Genomic DNA, 16,703 nt, shown 5'->3' with positions numbered 1-16,703 from the left:
TATGGAGAGAGCACCGACAGTCTTGGCGCTGCCCCTCCGGACGCCTGGTCAGCACGCCTTGAACCCCCGCCAGCGTCGCGGCGAGTTCCGAGCCTCGCTGAGCTTCAGGGCAGGTCAGGATCTGGGTGTTCGACAGCGAACCGGTCAGCGGTGTCATGGTCGACAAGGGCATTGTCGGCAAGCCACCGCACCGCGCGACGATTCGCGCGGTTGTCACTGAACGCGTGCCAGACGGGGAGAAGTTCTGGATATTCCTCGTGCAGCTCGTCCTTGAAATGGCGGAAGGCGCCTTTGCCGCGGATGGCCCTCTCCAGCCGTCGGCCAGCTCGTTCGTCACTGATGCCTTCCGCGAAGTCCGCCATGTCCTGGTACCAGACGTAGGACGGCAGCGGGTTGATCACGACCAGGTCCAGTTCGTCGAGGTCGATCGGATTCTCGCCGTCTACCCCGCCTTCCTGTGTCCAGTAGCCCATCTCGCCTGTCTGCGGGTCGACCAGGTGAAAGTGCTCGTAGTCGACCTGATCCTGCAGAGCCATCGCGATGTCACCGATGTCGAACTTGTCCAAGCCGGGCATACGGACAGCCTATTCCCGCTTACTCAGCCGCAAGATCCATGCCACACCTTTCCGAGCGATTCAAAGGTTTGCCTGGTCTAGCCGTTCGATGAGACTTGGTTTGCGAGCGTGCGTTTGACGCAGCGCCATGCTTCGCTCCCTGAACAAGTCACCGCGACCATCGCGTTCGGCGAGGGCCTGGAGATCGCTGAGCAGCGTCACAGCGGCGTCGTACTCACCAGGCTTTCGGGTAGCGATCATCGCATCGACGCGCGCCCAAGCTGCATCCTCATCAAGGGCCAGCTCGTCCAGCCGCCGTTCGCGGGCGAGGGCACGTGCCTGCTCGCGGCGCGCTTCCTCCTCGGCAAGCTGGGCGGCTTCACAGCGCTCCTGGTCAGCCCGCAGCCGTGCCGCGTTGTCGAGAAGGTCGGCCACGGTTCGCCGTGGTGGAGCGGTGATGGTCGTGGTGCGTTCGTCGCGGAACCGGCGAAGCAGCTCCATCCGTACGGACACTCCGTGCTCTTCGACGACGCGTAGCAGAAGCTGGTCTTTCTCGGCGAGCGGCAGGTTTGTCACCCAAGCAGCGAGTTGGCCGGGATCATCCGCGGGCTCGGCGAGCGGTGGGCTCGTCCGGGCCGCGCTCTCGAGCAGTTCGTCGTCGAGGCGGAGGAAGTCGGCAAGCGCTCGTTGCGGCGCGGTGAGCGTGGACAGGCCGGGCGGCACGGGCGGCTCAAGGTCGTCGTCCGCGCTGGGCTCGAAGGCGTACTCGTCTCGCTCCCAGACACCGTAGCCTGCCAACCAGGCGAGATAGAGGGGCCGGAGATCGCCCGCCGCGAGTTCAGCGCGGACTCCGACGATGGCTGACAGTCTTACTTCGGCCTCGTAGCCGAAGTCGCCGGATTCGTCCTCGCTCGTCAGGTCGAGCACGAGGAACTGGTCCGTGGTCCGGGCTGACAGATGGTCGTCGACGCAGTAGTCCTCGACTGCGTGGAGGTCCAGGAGGCGACGCGGCAGGCGGAGCATGAGCCGGTGTGTTCCCCAGTTGGCCACATACATATGCGCGTCGTAGTAGCGCTCCATCAGCCGGTTCGGGTCGCCGTGGAAGTCGCCCCAGTGGTACTCGTTGACGAAGCTGGTGGCGGTGATCGTCGCGCGGGTGGACAGGGAACGCACGGCAGCCTGCTGACGTTCGTCCAGGGGCCGGTCGATGGCGAGGAACTCGTAGTACTGGTATTCGCTCATCGCTTCCCTCGCCGTCCACAGTGTTACGTCGTCGATGCGCCAGGGTAGCCACCACGCGGACCGGTTTGATTCGTCGGTGTTGAATGGCAGGCATGGCGAGCGTGGAAGTCGAGCGAGTACGTCGGTTGATCGATGGGCTCCGGCGAGATCGTCGGACGCATCCGCACCACGGGCGACGCGAGTATTCCCAGCTCGCGATGGAAGTTGTCGCCGCGTGTGAACTGTTGATCGAGAGCGAGCCCGCGGTTGTGCCTGCTCTCGCGCGCCGCGCGGTCGACCTGGTGACGACGGCGCTGATGTACATGAATGACTCGTCCGCCTACCTTCATGCGCTGATGAATGTGCACGCGCGGGCCTGCTCGGCGGCCCCGCCCGATCCGAAGCGGCTGGCAGCGTGGCTGGTGAAGTTGCGGTTTGATGGGCCGGGCTGGCCGGACTTCGAACTACGTGATTACGCGGAAGCGTTGGGGGATAAAGGCCGTGCTGAATTGGCCCGCGTGGTCGAAGATAGCGCCAAGACTGCTGAGCCGGAACTGGACGGCAAGACACCATTCGGGATCCGCGTGCTGCGTGAGCAGTTGGCCGAGATCTCAGGCGACGTCGACCACTACGTCACGGTGCTGGCTACCGATCTCTACGCCGCATCCCAATACCGCAAGATCGTAGACGCGCTACGAAACGCCGGGCGCCCGGTTGACGCCGAGAACTGGGCACTACGTGGACTGGGGATCGGCAACCCAATCGACAAAGGCAAGCTTCGCGATGTCTATGTGGATCTGCTGCTCGACCGCGGCGCCACCGGCGAAGCTCTCGCCATCCGATGGCAGCTGTTCGACCAGTACCCCACCCAGACCCACTACACCGACCTGCGCCGCACCACTCAACGCACCGGCGACTGGGTCGGCCTGCGAGACAAGGCGATCGAGCGGCTTCGTGACGCCACCACCGCACAGCCCGCCCTCGTCGACCACCTCATCGGCGTACTCCTCGACGAAGGCGAACTGGACGAAGCATGGCAGGCGGCAGCCAGCCATGCCGACGCTCTTTTCGAGTCACGCTGGCAACAGATCATCGAGCTACGCCAACCCGCCCGCCCACGAGATGTCATCGAGCCATGGCAACGGCTCATCCAGCAACGACTCGACGTCAGTACCGACAAGTACCGGTATGGCAAAGCCATCAAAATGCTCCGGAAGCTCCGTGACGCCTACCGGGCCACGGACGACGAGACCGGCTTCGGAATCTACCTGGACAGCCTGCGAGACCAGCACAAACGCAAGACATCATTCATCGCCAAGCTCGATAGCGCCGACCTGTGACGGGCCCTGAAGAATAACCCACACGGCCGCGTCGCCGACGGAATCGATCACGGAATTATGGCGTGTCGGTTCTTGTGGTTTGGTGACCCCCTGACCGCTCCCGCTAGGCGTCTTCGAAGAAGTCCTCATCCATACGCTTGACAACGTACGTATCGCGGACCTGTACACCGATGTTGTGGCGAATCATGAGCTGCGCCAACTCGATGCCATTGATCAGAACGACCCGAGCCTGGATTCGCTCGGCGAACTGCTGGGCGTCAGGGGTGAAACGACTGGTGGTGATGAAGACGCCCCGATCGGCTTGCGCGCCATGGAGCGCACCGACGAACTCTTGGATCTCGGGTCGTCCGACGGCTCGGCTCTTGCCATAGCGCTTGGCCTGGACGTAGATGCGGTCGAGGCCGAGGGCGTCTTGTCGAATGACGCCGTCTAGGCCTTCGTCGCCGCTACGCCCCAGGTGCTCCGCAGCTCCGTGGCTTCCGCCGTAACCCATCGCGGTGAGCGTTCGCAAGACGAGATGCTCAAGGAATTCCGGATCACGCTCACGCACTCGCTCGATGAGTTCGTCGGCGAGCGCGGTATGAGCGAGCTTGACCGCGTTGGCGATGGATTCAGCGGGCGGGACGGTGTCGGCGTTCTCCTGGGCTTCCGTCGAGCCTGGGGTGGTTTCCTTGCTTCGGCTCTTGAATTCGGTGAACTCCGGAAACTGCGCGAGCACGGTGTTGTCGACGCGGTCCGAATGCTGTCGCAAGACATTCTTGCCGCGGTCGGTGATCTGTACTACCGCGCGCCGGGGCCGAGTAACCAGGCCTGCCTGCGCCATGTAGGTGATCGCCCAGTGCATCCGGTTGTCGAAGACGAACGATCCGCTGGGGATCTTCGCCTCCCTGTCACTGGACGTGACCTTCAAGCGTTCTGCGACCGCGTCACGGAGCGCGCGCACTGGCAGAGATTGCCCGTCTGCCAGTACATGTAGGCACGGGGCCATCAGGGATTGGTAGTCCGGTACGCCCAACGAATCCTCCCTTAGTGAACGTGACTACGGTGATACCGGCTGTGATGGTGCCCTGCCGGTCTCGACCGGGCTACCGAGTCATCTCTTCCAGGAATTCCTGGGTTTCGGGATCTTCCGAGAAGATCGCGGTCCCGCGCATCCCACGAGTGAGCAGGACCTTGTACGTGTTCTTGATCAGCGCGCCGAAGTGCAGTTCGTCGGCCTTCTTGACCTCGGTGTCCTTGGAGTTCGCGCGCACCGGATGCCACATGCCGTCTCGGCGCACGAGATCCTTGCCGAAGATCACGCCTGACCAGTCGTACTCGAAACCCTGAGCGGTGTAGATGCAGCCAACCTGGCCGAAGCCGCGTTCGTCCGTCGCCCAGTAGCTGGATTCGGGTACGTCCGGCACCGACTTCTCGCCCTTCGCGTTCCAGGGCCGCTTCCACGCACCGACCTGGACGTCGTCTACGAGCCGAAGTCCATCGGGTGTCTTGACCGGATTGCTCCATGGCCAGCAGAAGCCGGCGGCCAGCCGCCCGACTCCGCCACCCTGGGCCTGCTGGTGCAGTACCCAGGACTCGAGCGCCTCTGGTGACGCCGCGGTAGTCAAAGTGATGCCCTCGTCGAGGGGACCCGCGAGCTTGCTCCAGGCGATCGGCGGTTCGGCGGAACCGAGCCCGAGCAGCCTGGCGACCCAGGTGTCGTAGGAAACCGAGCCGCCGCAACGCAGCTGATCATGCAGCCGGACGACCTCGACTTCGCAACCGAGTGCGCGCGCCGCGGTGGTGATCTCCTTGAGTGAGCCCATTTCTCCTGGTCGCACGACTTGGTGCTCGTCGAGGAGAAAGACGGGAACGGTCGCCACGTTGATGAGCTCGTTGACCTGACGATCGGCGCGATCGCGCCTCTCCTTTTTCGTGAACCTGTCGACGCCCTTCTCCCGGATGCGGTGCGCTTCGTCGCAGATCAAGACGTCCAGTTCGCGAGGCTCGCAACCCACGTAGGCATTGAAGTACTTGAACAACCCCTGGACCCGAGTGCTGCCGCGTCCGGCGTACTTGCGCATGGTCGAGGTGAACGACTTCGAACCGGTCGCGTGGTGGACGGCGAGGCCACGACGAGCCAGTTCGCCGAGCAGGCTCAAAGCGATCACGCTCTTGCCGGATCCAGGGCCGCCTTCGACGATCACGACCGTGCGCGTTTGCGCCGCCCGAGACCGCTCAACCGCTTGCAGTACCAGCTCGTACGCGACCTTCTGTTCGTCCAGGAGAACGAATTGCTCGCGGTCCTTGATCTCGGCGGCGGCCAGATCCAGCAACGGCTTGGTGGGGCGGTGGGTGAAGGCACTGAACTCGTCGCCGGATTCCACGTTCGCTCGCCTGTCGACCGCGGAGTCGAGCACGGCGTTGAGGTGGTCGCGCAGGGCCGCCTTGTCATCCATGGTGAACAGCCGGCAGCTGGGGCGAGGGTTGTCCTGAAGGAGACCGGACACATCCGTCCGACGCGCGTTGTGCAGGTATGCCATGGCGTGCACCGCTTGTGGCCGATCCACGAGCGCTGGCGTGTGGTCCACGAAGTACTGGCGATACCGGTGAACCTGCTCGGCCGGATGAAGGTGCCGTCCCGGGAGCCCGGCCACGTTGACCACCTCGGACAGGTACGACTCGGCCTTCGACCACTGCTTGAGTTCGATAAAGGCGAACGAGCTCTGTCCGGTACGAGGATGAACGCCGCACAGCACGACGTCGATGCGCTGCTTACTGTGCGGTAGTTGATGCTCGAGGAGGACTTCGACGTCGCCAAGACCCGCGTCCACGAGATCTGTGAACAGGATGGGCAGGCTCTTTTGCCAGGAGATCACCTCGCTGGTTCCCATCCTGCTGCCGAACACGAAGCCCGCTTGCTCCTTCAACCGGGTGTGCAGGTGACCCGCGCGGGCATCGATCAAGAGATCGGCCGCGCTGCCGCGTGCAAGAGCCACTCGTCCCTCCCCTGGGCGTGGGGCGCTCAGCTGCTCCCCAGCAGTCGATCATAACCCGCTAGAGTGATTCTTGCCTTCACGCAATCGCGCGAAAGGCCAAGAGGCGGGAACGGCCCTGGGGAGGGTGGCTTGCCGGTCAGCAAGACCGCGTACGAACTGCGCGAAGAACTTCAGCACGAACGTATTGTCATAGAGCTCGCCAAGCATGTGGGCGTCACCTACAAGGCGTCCGAACAGCATGGTGAAATCGGTTCCTGGAGGCGCAGCCTTCCGGTACTCGCCGAGATGCTGTGCGCCGCCGGCCTCGGACACGTGCAGGTGCTGCTCGAGTACCGGCTTCCGTACAGCCCGAAGCGAGTGGACGCCATCCTCTGCGGGGTTCACCCGGAAACCAAGAGCCCCTCCTACGTGCTCGTCGAGCTGAAGCAGTGGAGCGACGCGAAGACGGTCGGTACCGGTCTGGTGAAAGCTCGGGGCGGGAGACGGCAGCCGGACTTGCACCCGGCGGAACAGGTCAGGCGGTACTGCCGTCAGCTCCTCGACTTCGTCCCCGCGTTCGCGCGAGTTCCCGGGCAGGTCAAAGGGATCGCTTACATGCACAATGCCGTGCGCGACGCAGAGTGGACACTGGATGAATTCGAGTACGACGACTTCGGCCAGCTCTACACGTCGGATCTGCAAGGGGATCTGCTTTCCGATCTGTGGTCGGTACTCGACGCCGACCCGGCCACCGCCGGCGCGGCGATGGCCGCCGCTCACGAATTGATCTCCGCTCCGCCGGCGCCGGCTCGGAACCTGCTGAAGACCGCTGCGGACGCTTTTGTCGCCCGAGACGACTTCGTTCTTCTCGATGAGCAGCAGGTCGCCTACAAAACAGTGCTCGACGCCGTGGCCGAGGCCGAGTCCGATGGTGAGAACAAACGGAAAAAGGTCGTTGTCGTCAATGGTGGGCCGGGCTCCGGCAAGAGCGCCATCGCGGTGACGCTACTCGCCGCATTGGCAAGGCAGAAGAGAAAAGCACTGCACGCGACCGGATCACGCGCCTTCACCGAGACCTTGCGGGACAAGGTGGCAGGGGACGAGGAACGTTCCGGCGAGATCTTCAAGTACTTCAACGAGTTCCGCCGCGAGCCCGCGGATGCTCTCGATGTCCTGATCTGCGATGAAGCGCACCGCGTGCGGGGCATGCCCGCCCATCTTCATGGGAAGGTGCGGAGCCAGATCGACGAGCTCATCGAGGTGGCGAAGGTGCCACTGTTCCTTTTGGACGAACACCAGGTGGTGCGGCCGGGTGAGATCGGTACCAAGACCGACATCATCTCCATCGCCGAAGGGAAAGGGTGCGAGGTAGTCGAGATCAGCCTCGACGGTCAATACCGGTGCGGTGGCTCGGCGAAATTCGACGAGTGGGTTGTGCGCATGCTGGGACTCGGCTCCGAGCCGCCCGTGGTGTGGTCGGAGTTGGTCGAAGGCAGTGAAGACGAGTACGTGGTGGACTCCGCCGGATCACCTCATGAACTGGAGAGCTGGCTTCTCCGTCAGGCCAAAACCTTCTCCGGCACGGCGAGGATGGCGGCCGGTTTCTGCTGGGAGTGGCACGACCCCGTGACGGTTGATGGGGAACTGCGGCTGCTCGACGACGTCCAGATCGGCGGATGGCGTCGTCCGTGGAACGCCAGACAAGGATTCGAAGTGCCTGGCGTTCCCTCGGCTTCCTTGTGGGCGTCCGAGCCGGAGGGTTTCGGGCAGGTCGGCTGCATCTACACGGCCCAGGGCTTCGAGTACGACTGGGCGGGGGCCATCTTCGGTGACGACCTGGTCATCCGTAACGGAGAGTGGGTCGCGCGCCGCGACTTTTCCTTCGACGGGTCGGTGAACAAGGCCGAGCCCGTGAGGTTCGACCGGTTGGTCCGGAACACCTACAAGGTGCTCATGACACGGGGCATGCAGGGAGTGTGCGTCTATTCCACGGACGACGAGACGAACGACTTCATCCGGAAGTTCGCCAGGTAGCCGCGATGACCGAAAGCACGGCGGCCGAGCGAGTCAGGCTTCCCCACGGGGGAGAGTTCCAGGCACTTTGGTTCGGCGAAGCCATCAGTGTGGTCGGCGACCCAGTTGGCGAACGAAACATCGGTGAGAGTGCCCCCGGCAGGATTCGAACCTGCGACACCCGCTTTAGGAGAGCGGTGCTCTATCCCCTGAGCTACGAGGGCATGTACTGCCATGTACAGGCTACCGGGTGGCCGCTCCGACTGGGCATGAGGGCTCAACGGGTGAGGGGCCAGCTCGGTGAACCGGGCGGATGCCCCGAACGGCGGTTGCGCCGCAGCCGCCAGGGGAGCACGGCGCGCAACCCGGCCACTGGCCGCATAGTGACACTCGACCTGCGGATCCGTCCCGGAGCACGCACACTCGACCTCAGCGAAACAGGGTCTGAATCGACGCCTAGATCGACACAGATGACCCGCACGGGTCACTCGTACGTGTCTGGTTTCGAAACCCTGAACAACAGTAGGTAATCTTCGTTAACGGGACGCGAGACGCCGCTCCCCCGGCTGCCGGAGGGCTTCGTTGATCAAGCTCATGTTCGCCGACGACGAGGAACTGGTCCGTTCGGGCCTGCGTGCCATGATGTCCGGCGCCGCCGACATCGAGATCGTGGGCGAGGCGAGTGACGGGAGATCAGCGGTCGAGGTCGCCCGGCGGTACCACCCTGACGTCGCGCTGCTCGACATCAAGATGCGGGCCCCTGACGACGGTATTCGCGCGCTCAGGGCCATCCTCGCGTTGCCGGATCCGCCGACCGTCGCGATGTTGACCACGTTCGACATCGACGACTACGTCAGTCTCGCGCTCAGGCTCGGGGCCAACGGCTTCCTGCTGAAGGATATCGATCCGGCGGCGCTGCTCAGGGCCGTGCGGGACCTCGCCAGGGGTGGCGCGGTGCTGGACCCCGGGGTCGCGGCGCGGATGGTGCAATCACATCGGGACGAGCAGCGGGCCGCGCAGCCGGCGCGCAAGTTGCTCGCGTCGCTGTCCGAGCGGGAGCGTGAGGTCGTCGGGCTGATCGGGCAGGGGATGTCCAACGCGGAGATCGGCGGGCGCCTGCACCTGTCCGAGGCCACGGTCAAGGGCTACGTCTCGGCCGTCCTGTCCAAGATCGGCGCGGCGAACCGGGTGCAGGCCGCGCTGCTGGCGTACCGCGGTGGCCTGCTCGACCAGTAATGATCCTCACCGCGCTCGAGTTCCTCGGCTTGATCGCGTTCGCGGCTTCGGGCGCGCTCGCGGCGGTGCGGTCGGAGTTGGACGTGTTCGGGGTGGTCGTCGTCGGGCTCACCACGGCGCTCGGCGGCGGGATCATCCGTGACGTCCTGCTCGGGATCACGCCGCCGACGACCCTGCGGACCTGGCCTTATCTCGCGGTCTGTGGCGGGACGGCGCTGGTCGTGTTCGTGTTCCATCCGCAGATCGCGAAGCTGCGGCGCGGCGTGCTCCTCGCCGACGCGCTCGGGCTCGGGGTGTTCGCGACGGCGGGTACCACTATCGCGTTGAACGCGGGGGCCACTCCCTACGCGGCGTGCCTGATCGGGATGACGACGGGTATCGGCGGCGGCGCGTTGCGTGATCTTCTGCTCCGGGAAATCCCGCTCGTGCTGCGGAAGGAGATCTACGCGGTCGCGGCGCTCGCGGGGGCCGCACTGGTCGTGGTCGGTCACGCTCTGCGACTGCCGGCGGGGCCGGTGACGGCCGTATCAGCTGCCGCGGTGGTGGGGGTCCGGATGCTCGCTTTGTGGCGTAGATGGAACGCACCTGTTGCAAAAGGCCCCGAGACCGGCTGAAACGCCTGGTGGACCGCTCGATTTCCTTTGTTTGTTCTGTGTGTGTTCTTAGGCGAGTCTCAGCACGCTGCGTAAGACTGTCGCCATGCGCATCCTCGTAGTGGACGACGACAGGGCCGTCCGTGAATCACTCAGGCGATCCCTTGAGTTCAACGGGTACCAGGTCGAAATGGCCGGGGACGGCGCGCAGGCCCTGGAAGCGATCATCGCCAACAGACCCGACGCGATGGTCCTCGACGTGATGATGCCGCGGCTCGACGGCCTGGAGGTCGCCCGACGCCTGCGAAGCACCGGTGACGACCTGCCGATTCTCGTGCTCACGGCACGGGACACCGTGTCCGATCGTGTGTCCGGTCTCGACGCAGGCGCCGACGACTACCTCCCGAAGCCCTTCGCGCTCGAAGAGCTCCTCGCTCGCCTTCGCGCGCTGCTGCGCCGTGCCATTCCGGATCCGCAGGCGGCGCAGAACGCCGAGATCCTGTCGTTCGCGGACCTCACCCTGGACCCGGGGACGCGGGAGGTGCGCCGGGACGGGCGGGAGATCAGTCTCACGAGGACCGAGTTCGCGCTGCTGGAGCTGTTCCTCTCCTACCCGAAACACGTCCTGACCCGCAGCCGGATCCTGGAGGAAGTATGGGGATACGACTTCCCGACGTCGGGCAACGCGCTGGAGGTCTACGTCGGCTATTTGCGCCGAAAGACCGAGGCTGGGAGCGAACCGAGGCTGATCCACACGGTCAGGGGAGTGGGCTACGTGCTGAGGGAAACCCCGCCGTGACCGACCCGGTCCAGGTCGTCGACGTGTCCGAAAAGGATCCGCGCGGCGACCGCTGGGGCACGCGGCGCTTCTCGCTCCGCGGCCGGGTGACGCTGCTCGCGGCCGTTTCGGTGGCGGGCGCGGTGGCGGTGGTGTCGCTCGGCGCGTATCTCGTCGTGAAGGACAACCTCTACCAGCAGGTGGACGACAACCTGATGGCCCGCGCACAGGCCGCGGTCGACTCGCCGCAGGTGCAGACCGAACTGCAGCAGGTGCCCGGTGCCTTCCTGGCCAGCGCGGACCTGCAGATCGGCCAGCTGACGGTCGGGGAGAAGATCCGGCTGACCTATCCGCAGTCCGGCAGCCGTCCGCCGTACGGCGAGGACGAGATCGCGGTCGCCACCGGCGACAAGGCGTTCTCCCTGCGCACCGACCCGAAGACCGACAGCCGGGTCGTCGCCCTCCCGCAGGGCGCCGGGCAGGCGATGGTGCTCGCCCAGTCGCTCGGCCCGACCAAGCGCACCCTGAACGAGCTTTCGGTGGTCCTGTTCCTGATCGGCGGCGCCGGGATCCTGGTCGCCGCGGCCGCGGGAACGGCCGTCGCGAGAGCGGGGCTGAGGCCGGTCGACAGGCTGACGTCGGCGGCGGAACGCGTCGCCACCACGGGTGATCTGCGGCCGATCCCGGTCAGCGGCGACGACGAACTCGCCCGCCTCACCCAGAGTTTCAACACGATGCTCGGCACGGTCGCCGAATCGCAGGAACGGCAGCGGCAGCTCGTCGCCGACGCCGGTCACGAGCTGAGAACCCCGCTGACCTCGCTGCGCACGAACCTGGAACTGCTCCTGTCCGCGAGCAGGCCGGGCGCGCGGACACTGTCCGACGAGGACCGCAGCGACATCGAGGCCGACATCCGCGGCCAGCTCGACGAACTGACCCAGCTGATCGGTGACCTCGTCGAACTCGCGCGCCAGGACGAGCCGCGGATCGAGCACGAACGGGTCGAGATGGTCGACGTCGTCGAGCGAGCGCTCGACAGGGCACGCCGCCGCGCGGGCGAGATCGAGTTCGACGTCTCGCTCCAGCCGTGGGTGCTGACCGGCGACACCAGCGCGCTGGAACGCGCGGTGCTGAACCTCCTGGACAACGCGGTGAAGTTCTCGCCAGAAGGCTCGACGGTCGGGGTCCGGCTGTACCCGGTCGGCGACGGCACCGCGGTGCTCGAAGTCGAGGACGCGGGGCCGGGGATCGCCGACGAGGACCTGCCGAAGGTGTTCGACCGCTTCTACCGGTCGTCGGAGGCGCGGACGCTGCCTGGTTCCGGGCTCGGCCTCGCCATCGTCCAGCACGCGGCGCAGCGGCACGGCGGCGACGTCTACGCGGGACGCGCTCCCGAAGGCGGCGCGCTGATGACCCTGCGGCTTCCGGGAGCCCCCGCCTGAGGGGTGATTACTCTGACGGGTGATGAGCACCGAGAACGCGCCTGAGCTGCCGCCCCGTCGTCTGCTGTGGACACTGCTGGTGGCCGCGGTGCTGCTGGCGGCCGACCAATTGACCAAATGGTGGGCCGTCGACGCCCTGACCGGCCAAGCGCCGATCCCGGTGATCGGCGACTTCATCCGCTTCCGGCTGCTCTACAACCCGGGCGCGGCGTTCTCCCTCGGCGCCGGCTCGACCTGGATCTTCGCGATCCTGGCCGCGGTCGCGGTGGTCGCGCTGCTGTGGATCTCGCGCAAGGTCCGCTCGGCGGGCTGGGCGATCTCGCTCGGGCTGCTGCTCGGCGGCGCGACGACGCACTTGGGTGACCGCCTGTTCCGCGACCCCGGCTTCGCGCGCGGTCACGTCGTCGACTTCATCGACTACAACGGCTGGTTCGTCGGGAACGTCGCCGACATCGCGCTGTTCTTCGGCGCGGTTTCCCTTTTCGTACTGAGTTTCCGCGGCGTTCCGATCGACGGCGTCAAGCAGGCGGAAGCGGAATAGCCAGGCAGAACTCGTTCCCCTCGGGATCGGCGAGAAGGACGAGACCGTCTTCGGGATGTCCGAGTACCGTCGCGCCCAGAGCGACGAGCCGGTCGACATCGTCGCCCGTCAGATCCAGGTGCACGCGGTTCTTGACGACCTTCGACTCCGGAACCAGATTGAAGAAGAGCCGCGGACCCGAAGCGGCTTCGACGAGTACCGAAGGATCGTCTTCGGGACCGCTGAACCCCAGGGAACGAAGGCGCTCAAGCTCTTCCTCGTCATAGGGGGCGACTTCATAGCCGTCGAGCGCGGCCGCCCAGAAGCGAGCCAGCGAAGCCGGATGGTGGCAGTCGAAGACGACGTCGCGAAGCGTGGCCATGGCCTCATGCTGGCAGCTCGTTCGGCTCGTCGCGCCATGTTTGATCGTGTAGGATTTTGTGTAGTTGATCCGTTTGGTAGTGGTGCAGGGAGGCTTCGTGCTCGCGCGGCAACGACAGGCGGTGATCCTCGAAGAGGCGCGCCGGACCGGGGCGGTCCGGGTCAGCGACCTCGTCACGAGGCTCGGCGTCTCCGACATGACGGTGCGCCGTGACCTCGACGTGCTCGCCGGCCGGGGACTGGTCGAGAAGGTCTACGGTGGCGCCACCTCCATCGTCGGCAAGAGCACCGACGAGCCGGGCTTCGAGGCCAAATCCGTGCGTCAGCGCACGCAAAAAGAAGCCATCGCCGCCGTCGCGGCCGGGCTGGTCCGGCCGGGCACCGCGATCGGCATCTCCGCGGGCACCACCACGTGGACCCTGTCCAGGGCACTCGACGAGATCCCCGGCCTGACGATCGTCACGAACTCCATCCAGGTCGCCGACGTGCTGCGCGGCGCGAACCAGCCGGATCGCACGGTGGTCCTCACCGGCGGCGTCCGCACCCCGTCGGACGCGCTGGTCGGGCCGGTCGCCGTGCAGAGCCTGCGCTCGCTGCACCTGGACGTCGTCTTCCTCGGGGTACACGGGATGGCCGACGGCCCCGGTTTCACCACGCCGAACCTCACCGAGTCCGAGACCGACCGGGCGCTGGTCGAAGCGGGCCGCAAGCTGGTCGTGCTGGCCGACCACACCAAATGGGGCATCGTCGGCATCTCCACCATCGCCGGGCTCGAAGAGGCCGACGTCGTCGTCTCGGACGACGGTTTGTCCGACAGCGCAAGGGAAACGCTCACCGAGCAGGTGGGTGAGCTGATGATCGCCGAAACGGCGGAGACGGCTGAGGCTGAAGAAGCGTGAAGCGCACGGTAAGGCACCTGGCAGACGGCCGGGAGATCATCTATTTCGACTCGCCGGGCGCGCCCGAGCGCACCGCGGAGGACACTCGCGACCTGCCTCAGGTCGCGGCGGCGTCGGAGATCCGGCGTGATCCGCTGACCGGCGAGTGGGTGGCGATGGCCGCGCACCGGCAGACGCGGACCTACAAACCGCCCGCCGACCTGTGCCCGCTGTGTCCCACCAAACCCGGGAAGCCCAGCGAGATCCCGGAGGCGGACTACGACGTCGCGGTGTTCGAGAACCGTTTCCCTTCCTTCGCTCGCAACGTCATCGGCGAATCGTCCACAGTGGATGGAGCGGGACTGGTGCCGGTCGCGCCGGGTGTCGGCCGTTGTGAGGTCGTCTGTTTCACCAGCGACCACGACGGTTCTTTCGCCGGGCTGACGGCCAAGCAGGTCCGCGCGGTCGTCGACGCCTGGGCCGACCGCACCGCCGCACTGTCCGCGATGGACGGTGTCGAGCAGGTCTTCCCGTTCGAGAACCGCGGTGAAGAGATCGGCGTGACGCTGCATCACCCGCACGGCCAGATCTACGCGTACCCGTTCGTCACGCCGAAGACCGAGCGGATGCTGGAGGTCGCGCGTGCCTACGAGGCCGAACACGGCCGTCCGGTGCTGGGTGACGTCCTGGCCGCCGAGCGGGAATCCGGGGCGAGGGTCGTGGTCGCGGGCGAGCACTGGACGGCGTTCGTACCGCCCGCCGCGCGCTGGCCGGTGCAGGTCCAGATCGTGCCGCATCGCCAGGTGCCCGACATTCCCGCGCTCTCGGACGCCGAACGCGACGAATTCTCCGACATCTATCTCGAAGTCCTTCGCCGCTGCGACGGCCTCTACGACCGGCCGTTGCCCTACATCGCGGCCTGGAACCAGGCGCCGGCCAAACGCGATCGGGAACTCGGCTGGCTGTACCTGGAGGTGTTCTCGGTCCTGCGGTCCAAGGACAAGCTGAAGTACCTGGCGGGGTCGGAGTCCGGGATGGCCGTGTGGATCAACGACGCCACCCCCGAGCAGATCGCGGAAAGGCTGCGCGCCACCCGCTGACGGGGCCATACTCATGTGCGATGCACAGCATTGGCTCAGGAACTTCTCAGGACCATCGCGCAAGGTAGAGACATGACCGAGAACGACCCCAGCGGCCAGAACGCCGACCAGGCGCGGCCCGCCGGCGCTCAGCCGGACGCGGAGCAGAGCGCGAGTTGGGCCGCACAGCCTGCCCCGCAGCAGCCTGACGCGACCGGCCTCGGCGGCCATGCCACCCCGCACGGCGGCGCGCAGCAGGCCTACCCCTCCGAACAGCAGTACAACCCGTGGTCGCCCCAGGCCCAGACGCAGACCCAGGGACACCAGATCCCGGGCCAGCAGGCGCCGTACACCCAGCCGGGCCCGTCGGTTTACGCGGTTCCTCAGCAGCGGCAGGCCTCGAAGTCCACTTCGGGCAAGCTGCTCGCCGGTGTCGCGGCCATCGCGCTGGTCGTCGGCGGTGTCGCGGGCGGCACGGTCGGTTTCCTGACCGCGGATTCCTCCGGTGGCGGCTCCGTGAACGCGCTCGACGCGCCGAAGCCCGCCCAGCAGACGGGCAACCTGCCCGCCGGTTCGGTCGAGTCGGTGGCGCAGAAGCTCTCGCCGAGCGTCGTCGAACTCCAGGTGTCCGGCCGTTCGGGTGCGGGCGAGGGCTCCGGCTTCGTGCTCAGCACCGACGGCTACGTACTCACCAACAACCACGTCGTCGAGGTCGCCGCCGGTGGCGGGCAGATCCAGGCGGTGTTCCAGGACGGCAAGAAGGGCACGGCGACCGTCGTCGGCCGCGACCCCACGACGGACATCGCCGTGGTGAAGGTCAGCGGCGTCAGCGGGCTGACCCCGGTGGAACTTGGCCGGTCCGACGACCTGCGGGTCGGGCAGCCGGTGGTCGCCATCGGTTCGCCGTTCGAACTGGCGGGCACGGTCACGTCGGGCATCGTCAGCGCGCTGAACCGGCCGGTGAGCGCCGGTGGCGGCGGTGACCAGACCACGGTGATGTCGGCGGTGCAGACCGACGCGGCGATCAACCCCGGCAACTCGGGCGGGCCGCTCGCGAACATGGCTGGCCAGGTCATCGGCATCAACTCGGCGATCTACAGCCCGAAGTCCAGCCAGGGCCAGGGCGGCGAGAGCGGTGGCAACGTCGGTATCGGCTTCGCCATCCCGATCGACCAGGCACGCCGCACGGCCGACGACATCATCAACACCGGCCAGGCCACGCAGACGTTCATCGGCGCGCGAGTGCAGACGGCGCCGACCGGTGGAGCGCAGCTCGGTGAGATCTCGCCGGGCAGCCCCGCGGAGAAGGCGGGCCTCAAATCCGGTGACGTCGTGACGAAACTGGACGACCGGTCGATCCCCAACGCGGACGCGCTCGTCGCGGAGATCCGCACCCGGGCACCGAACGACAAGGTCAAGTTCACCCTCGGCGGTGACAAGGTGGTCGAGGTGACCCTCGGCGGCCAGCCGGTCACTCCGAATTAAACGCTCGGCCGCAGTGCGCGGCCGAGACCAAACCCCGGCTCGAACCCCCAGCGGGCCGGAACCAGAGGCCACGCGCGACCGGCTGCCAATCCCGGTCGCGCGTGGCCCTTTTAACGTGCTTTACGCCGGAGGAGCGCGGCCGCCCTACGTGCGCGTTCACTACCCGCCACTGTGGTCTCTGGTGACACTCACGATCCCGCGTCCGGCTACCGCCGCTGAGCTGTCC

General features: G+C 66.4%; 15 protein-coding genes and 1 tRNA gene. 10 read left to right on the top strand and 6 right to left on the bottom strand.

What is annotated here, in order from left to right:
• Positions 1–104: 104 nt before the first annotated feature.
• Entirely contained in the window at positions 105–575 is a 471-nt protein-coding gene (locus ACLARN_RS23800; protein WP_409493665.1) for a UPF0158 family protein, read from the bottom strand.
• A 60-nt stretch (positions 576–635) separates the two neighbouring features.
• Positions 636–1,796 carry a hypothetical protein gene (locus ACLARN_RS23795; protein WP_409493664.1) on the bottom strand — a complete coding sequence of 387 codons (1,161 nt, stop codon included), beginning with the start codon at positions 1,794–1,796 and terminating at the stop codon, positions 636–638.
• Between the two features lie 92 nt (positions 1,797–1,888).
• Here ACLARN_RS23795 and ACLARN_RS23790 point away from each other — a divergent pair, with 92 nt between their 5' ends.
• Positions 1,889–3,115 carry a DUF6880 family protein gene (locus ACLARN_RS23790; protein ID WP_409493663.1) on the top strand — a complete coding sequence of 409 codons (1,227 nt, stop codon included), beginning with the start codon at positions 1,889–1,891 and terminating at the stop codon, positions 3,113–3,115.
• Between the two features lie 103 nt (positions 3,116–3,218).
• Here the strand turns inward: ACLARN_RS23790 and ACLARN_RS23785 are convergent, their stop codons facing one another.
• The gene (locus tag ACLARN_RS23785) at positions 3,219–4,103 is read right to left on the bottom strand and encodes a restriction endonuclease (protein ID WP_409493783.1); all 885 of its coding nucleotides are present in this window, start codon (positions 4,101–4,103) and stop codon (positions 3,219–3,221) included.
• 97 nt (positions 4,104–4,200) lie between these two features.
• Positions 4,201–6,093 (bottom strand): DNA/RNA helicase domain-containing protein, encoded by a 1,893-nt coding sequence (locus ACLARN_RS23780; protein WP_409493662.1) that lies wholly within the window; start codon positions 6,091–6,093, stop codon positions 4,201–4,203.
• Between the two features lie 129 nt (positions 6,094–6,222).
• Between ACLARN_RS23780 and ACLARN_RS23775 the strand changes: the two genes are divergently transcribed.
• Complete coding sequence (locus ACLARN_RS23775; protein ID WP_409493661.1) at positions 6,223–8,106, top strand: DNA/RNA helicase domain-containing protein; 1,884 nt, start codon at positions 6,223–6,225, stop codon at positions 8,104–8,106.
• Positions 8,107–8,236: 130 nt separating this feature from the next.
• Here ACLARN_RS23775 and ACLARN_RS23770 read toward each other — a convergent pair.
• Positions 8,237–8,309 (bottom strand) — tRNA-Arg (locus ACLARN_RS23770).
• Positions 8,310–8,667: 358 nt separating this feature from the next.
• On the opposite strand from ACLARN_RS23770, the gene ACLARN_RS23765 reads away from it, so the two are divergent.
• The 5 genes from ACLARN_RS23765 (at position 8,668) to lspA (ending at position 12,675) form a co-directional block, all read left to right on the top strand.
• Positions 8,668–9,321, top strand: a complete 654-nt coding sequence (locus ACLARN_RS23765; RefSeq protein ID WP_076159046.1) for a response regulator — start codon at positions 8,668–8,670, stop codon at positions 9,319–9,321.
• Positions 9,321–9,935 carry a trimeric intracellular cation channel family protein gene (locus tag ACLARN_RS23760; protein WP_409493660.1) on the top strand — a complete coding sequence of 205 codons (615 nt, stop codon included), beginning with the start codon at positions 9,321–9,323 and terminating at the stop codon, positions 9,933–9,935. The genes ACLARN_RS23765 and ACLARN_RS23760 overlap by 1 nt, the downstream gene beginning before the upstream one ends.
• An 85-nt stretch (positions 9,936–10,020) precedes the next feature.
• Positions 10,021–10,713: a response regulator transcription factor gene (locus ACLARN_RS23755; RefSeq protein WP_409493659.1), complete on the top strand. Its 693-nt coding sequence runs from the start codon at positions 10,021–10,023 to the stop codon at positions 10,711–10,713.
• Positions 10,710–12,134, top strand: a complete 1,425-nt coding sequence (locus tag ACLARN_RS23750; protein WP_409493658.1) for an ATP-binding protein — start codon at positions 10,710–10,712, stop codon at positions 12,132–12,134. Before ACLARN_RS23755 ends, ACLARN_RS23750 begins: the two co-directional genes overlap by 4 nt.
• A 22-nt stretch (positions 12,135–12,156) precedes the next feature.
• Positions 12,157–12,675: a signal peptidase II gene (gene lspA, locus ACLARN_RS23745; protein WP_409493657.1), complete on the top strand. Its 519-nt coding sequence runs from the start codon at positions 12,157–12,159 to the stop codon at positions 12,673–12,675.
• Here the strand turns inward: lspA and ACLARN_RS23740 are convergent.
• Positions 12,653–13,036 (bottom strand): VOC family protein, encoded by a 384-nt coding sequence (locus ACLARN_RS23740; protein WP_409493656.1) that lies wholly within the window; start codon positions 13,034–13,036, stop codon positions 12,653–12,655. The two genes, lspA and ACLARN_RS23740, sit on opposite strands and share 23 nt — an antisense overlap.
• Before the next feature lie 97 nt (positions 13,037–13,133).
• On the opposite strand from ACLARN_RS23740, the gene ACLARN_RS23735 reads away from it, so the two are divergent.
• From ACLARN_RS23735 to ACLARN_RS23725, 3 genes are all read left to right on the top strand, one after another.
• Entirely contained in the window at positions 13,134–13,934 is an 801-nt protein-coding gene (locus ACLARN_RS23735; protein ID WP_409493782.1) for a DeoR/GlpR family DNA-binding transcription regulator, read from the top strand.
• Positions 13,931–15,013 (top strand): galactose-1-phosphate uridylyltransferase, encoded by a 1,083-nt coding sequence (gene galT / locus ACLARN_RS23730; protein WP_409493655.1) that lies wholly within the window; start codon positions 13,931–13,933, stop codon positions 15,011–15,013. Before ACLARN_RS23735 ends, galT begins: the two co-directional genes overlap by 4 nt.
• 72 nt (positions 15,014–15,085) lie before the next feature.
• A complete protein-coding gene (locus ACLARN_RS23725; RefSeq protein ID WP_409493654.1) occupies positions 15,086–16,477 on the top strand; it encodes a S1C family serine protease in 1,392 nt (463 codons plus the stop codon).
• Positions 16,478–16,703 lie beyond the last annotated feature (226 nt).

It is taken from the genome of Amycolatopsis sp. cmx-11-12 (assembly GCF_046269425.1).
GTDB lineage: Bacteria > Actinomycetota > Actinomycetes > Mycobacteriales > Pseudonocardiaceae > Amycolatopsis.
This window is presented reverse-complemented; position numbering and strand designations above follow the sequence as displayed.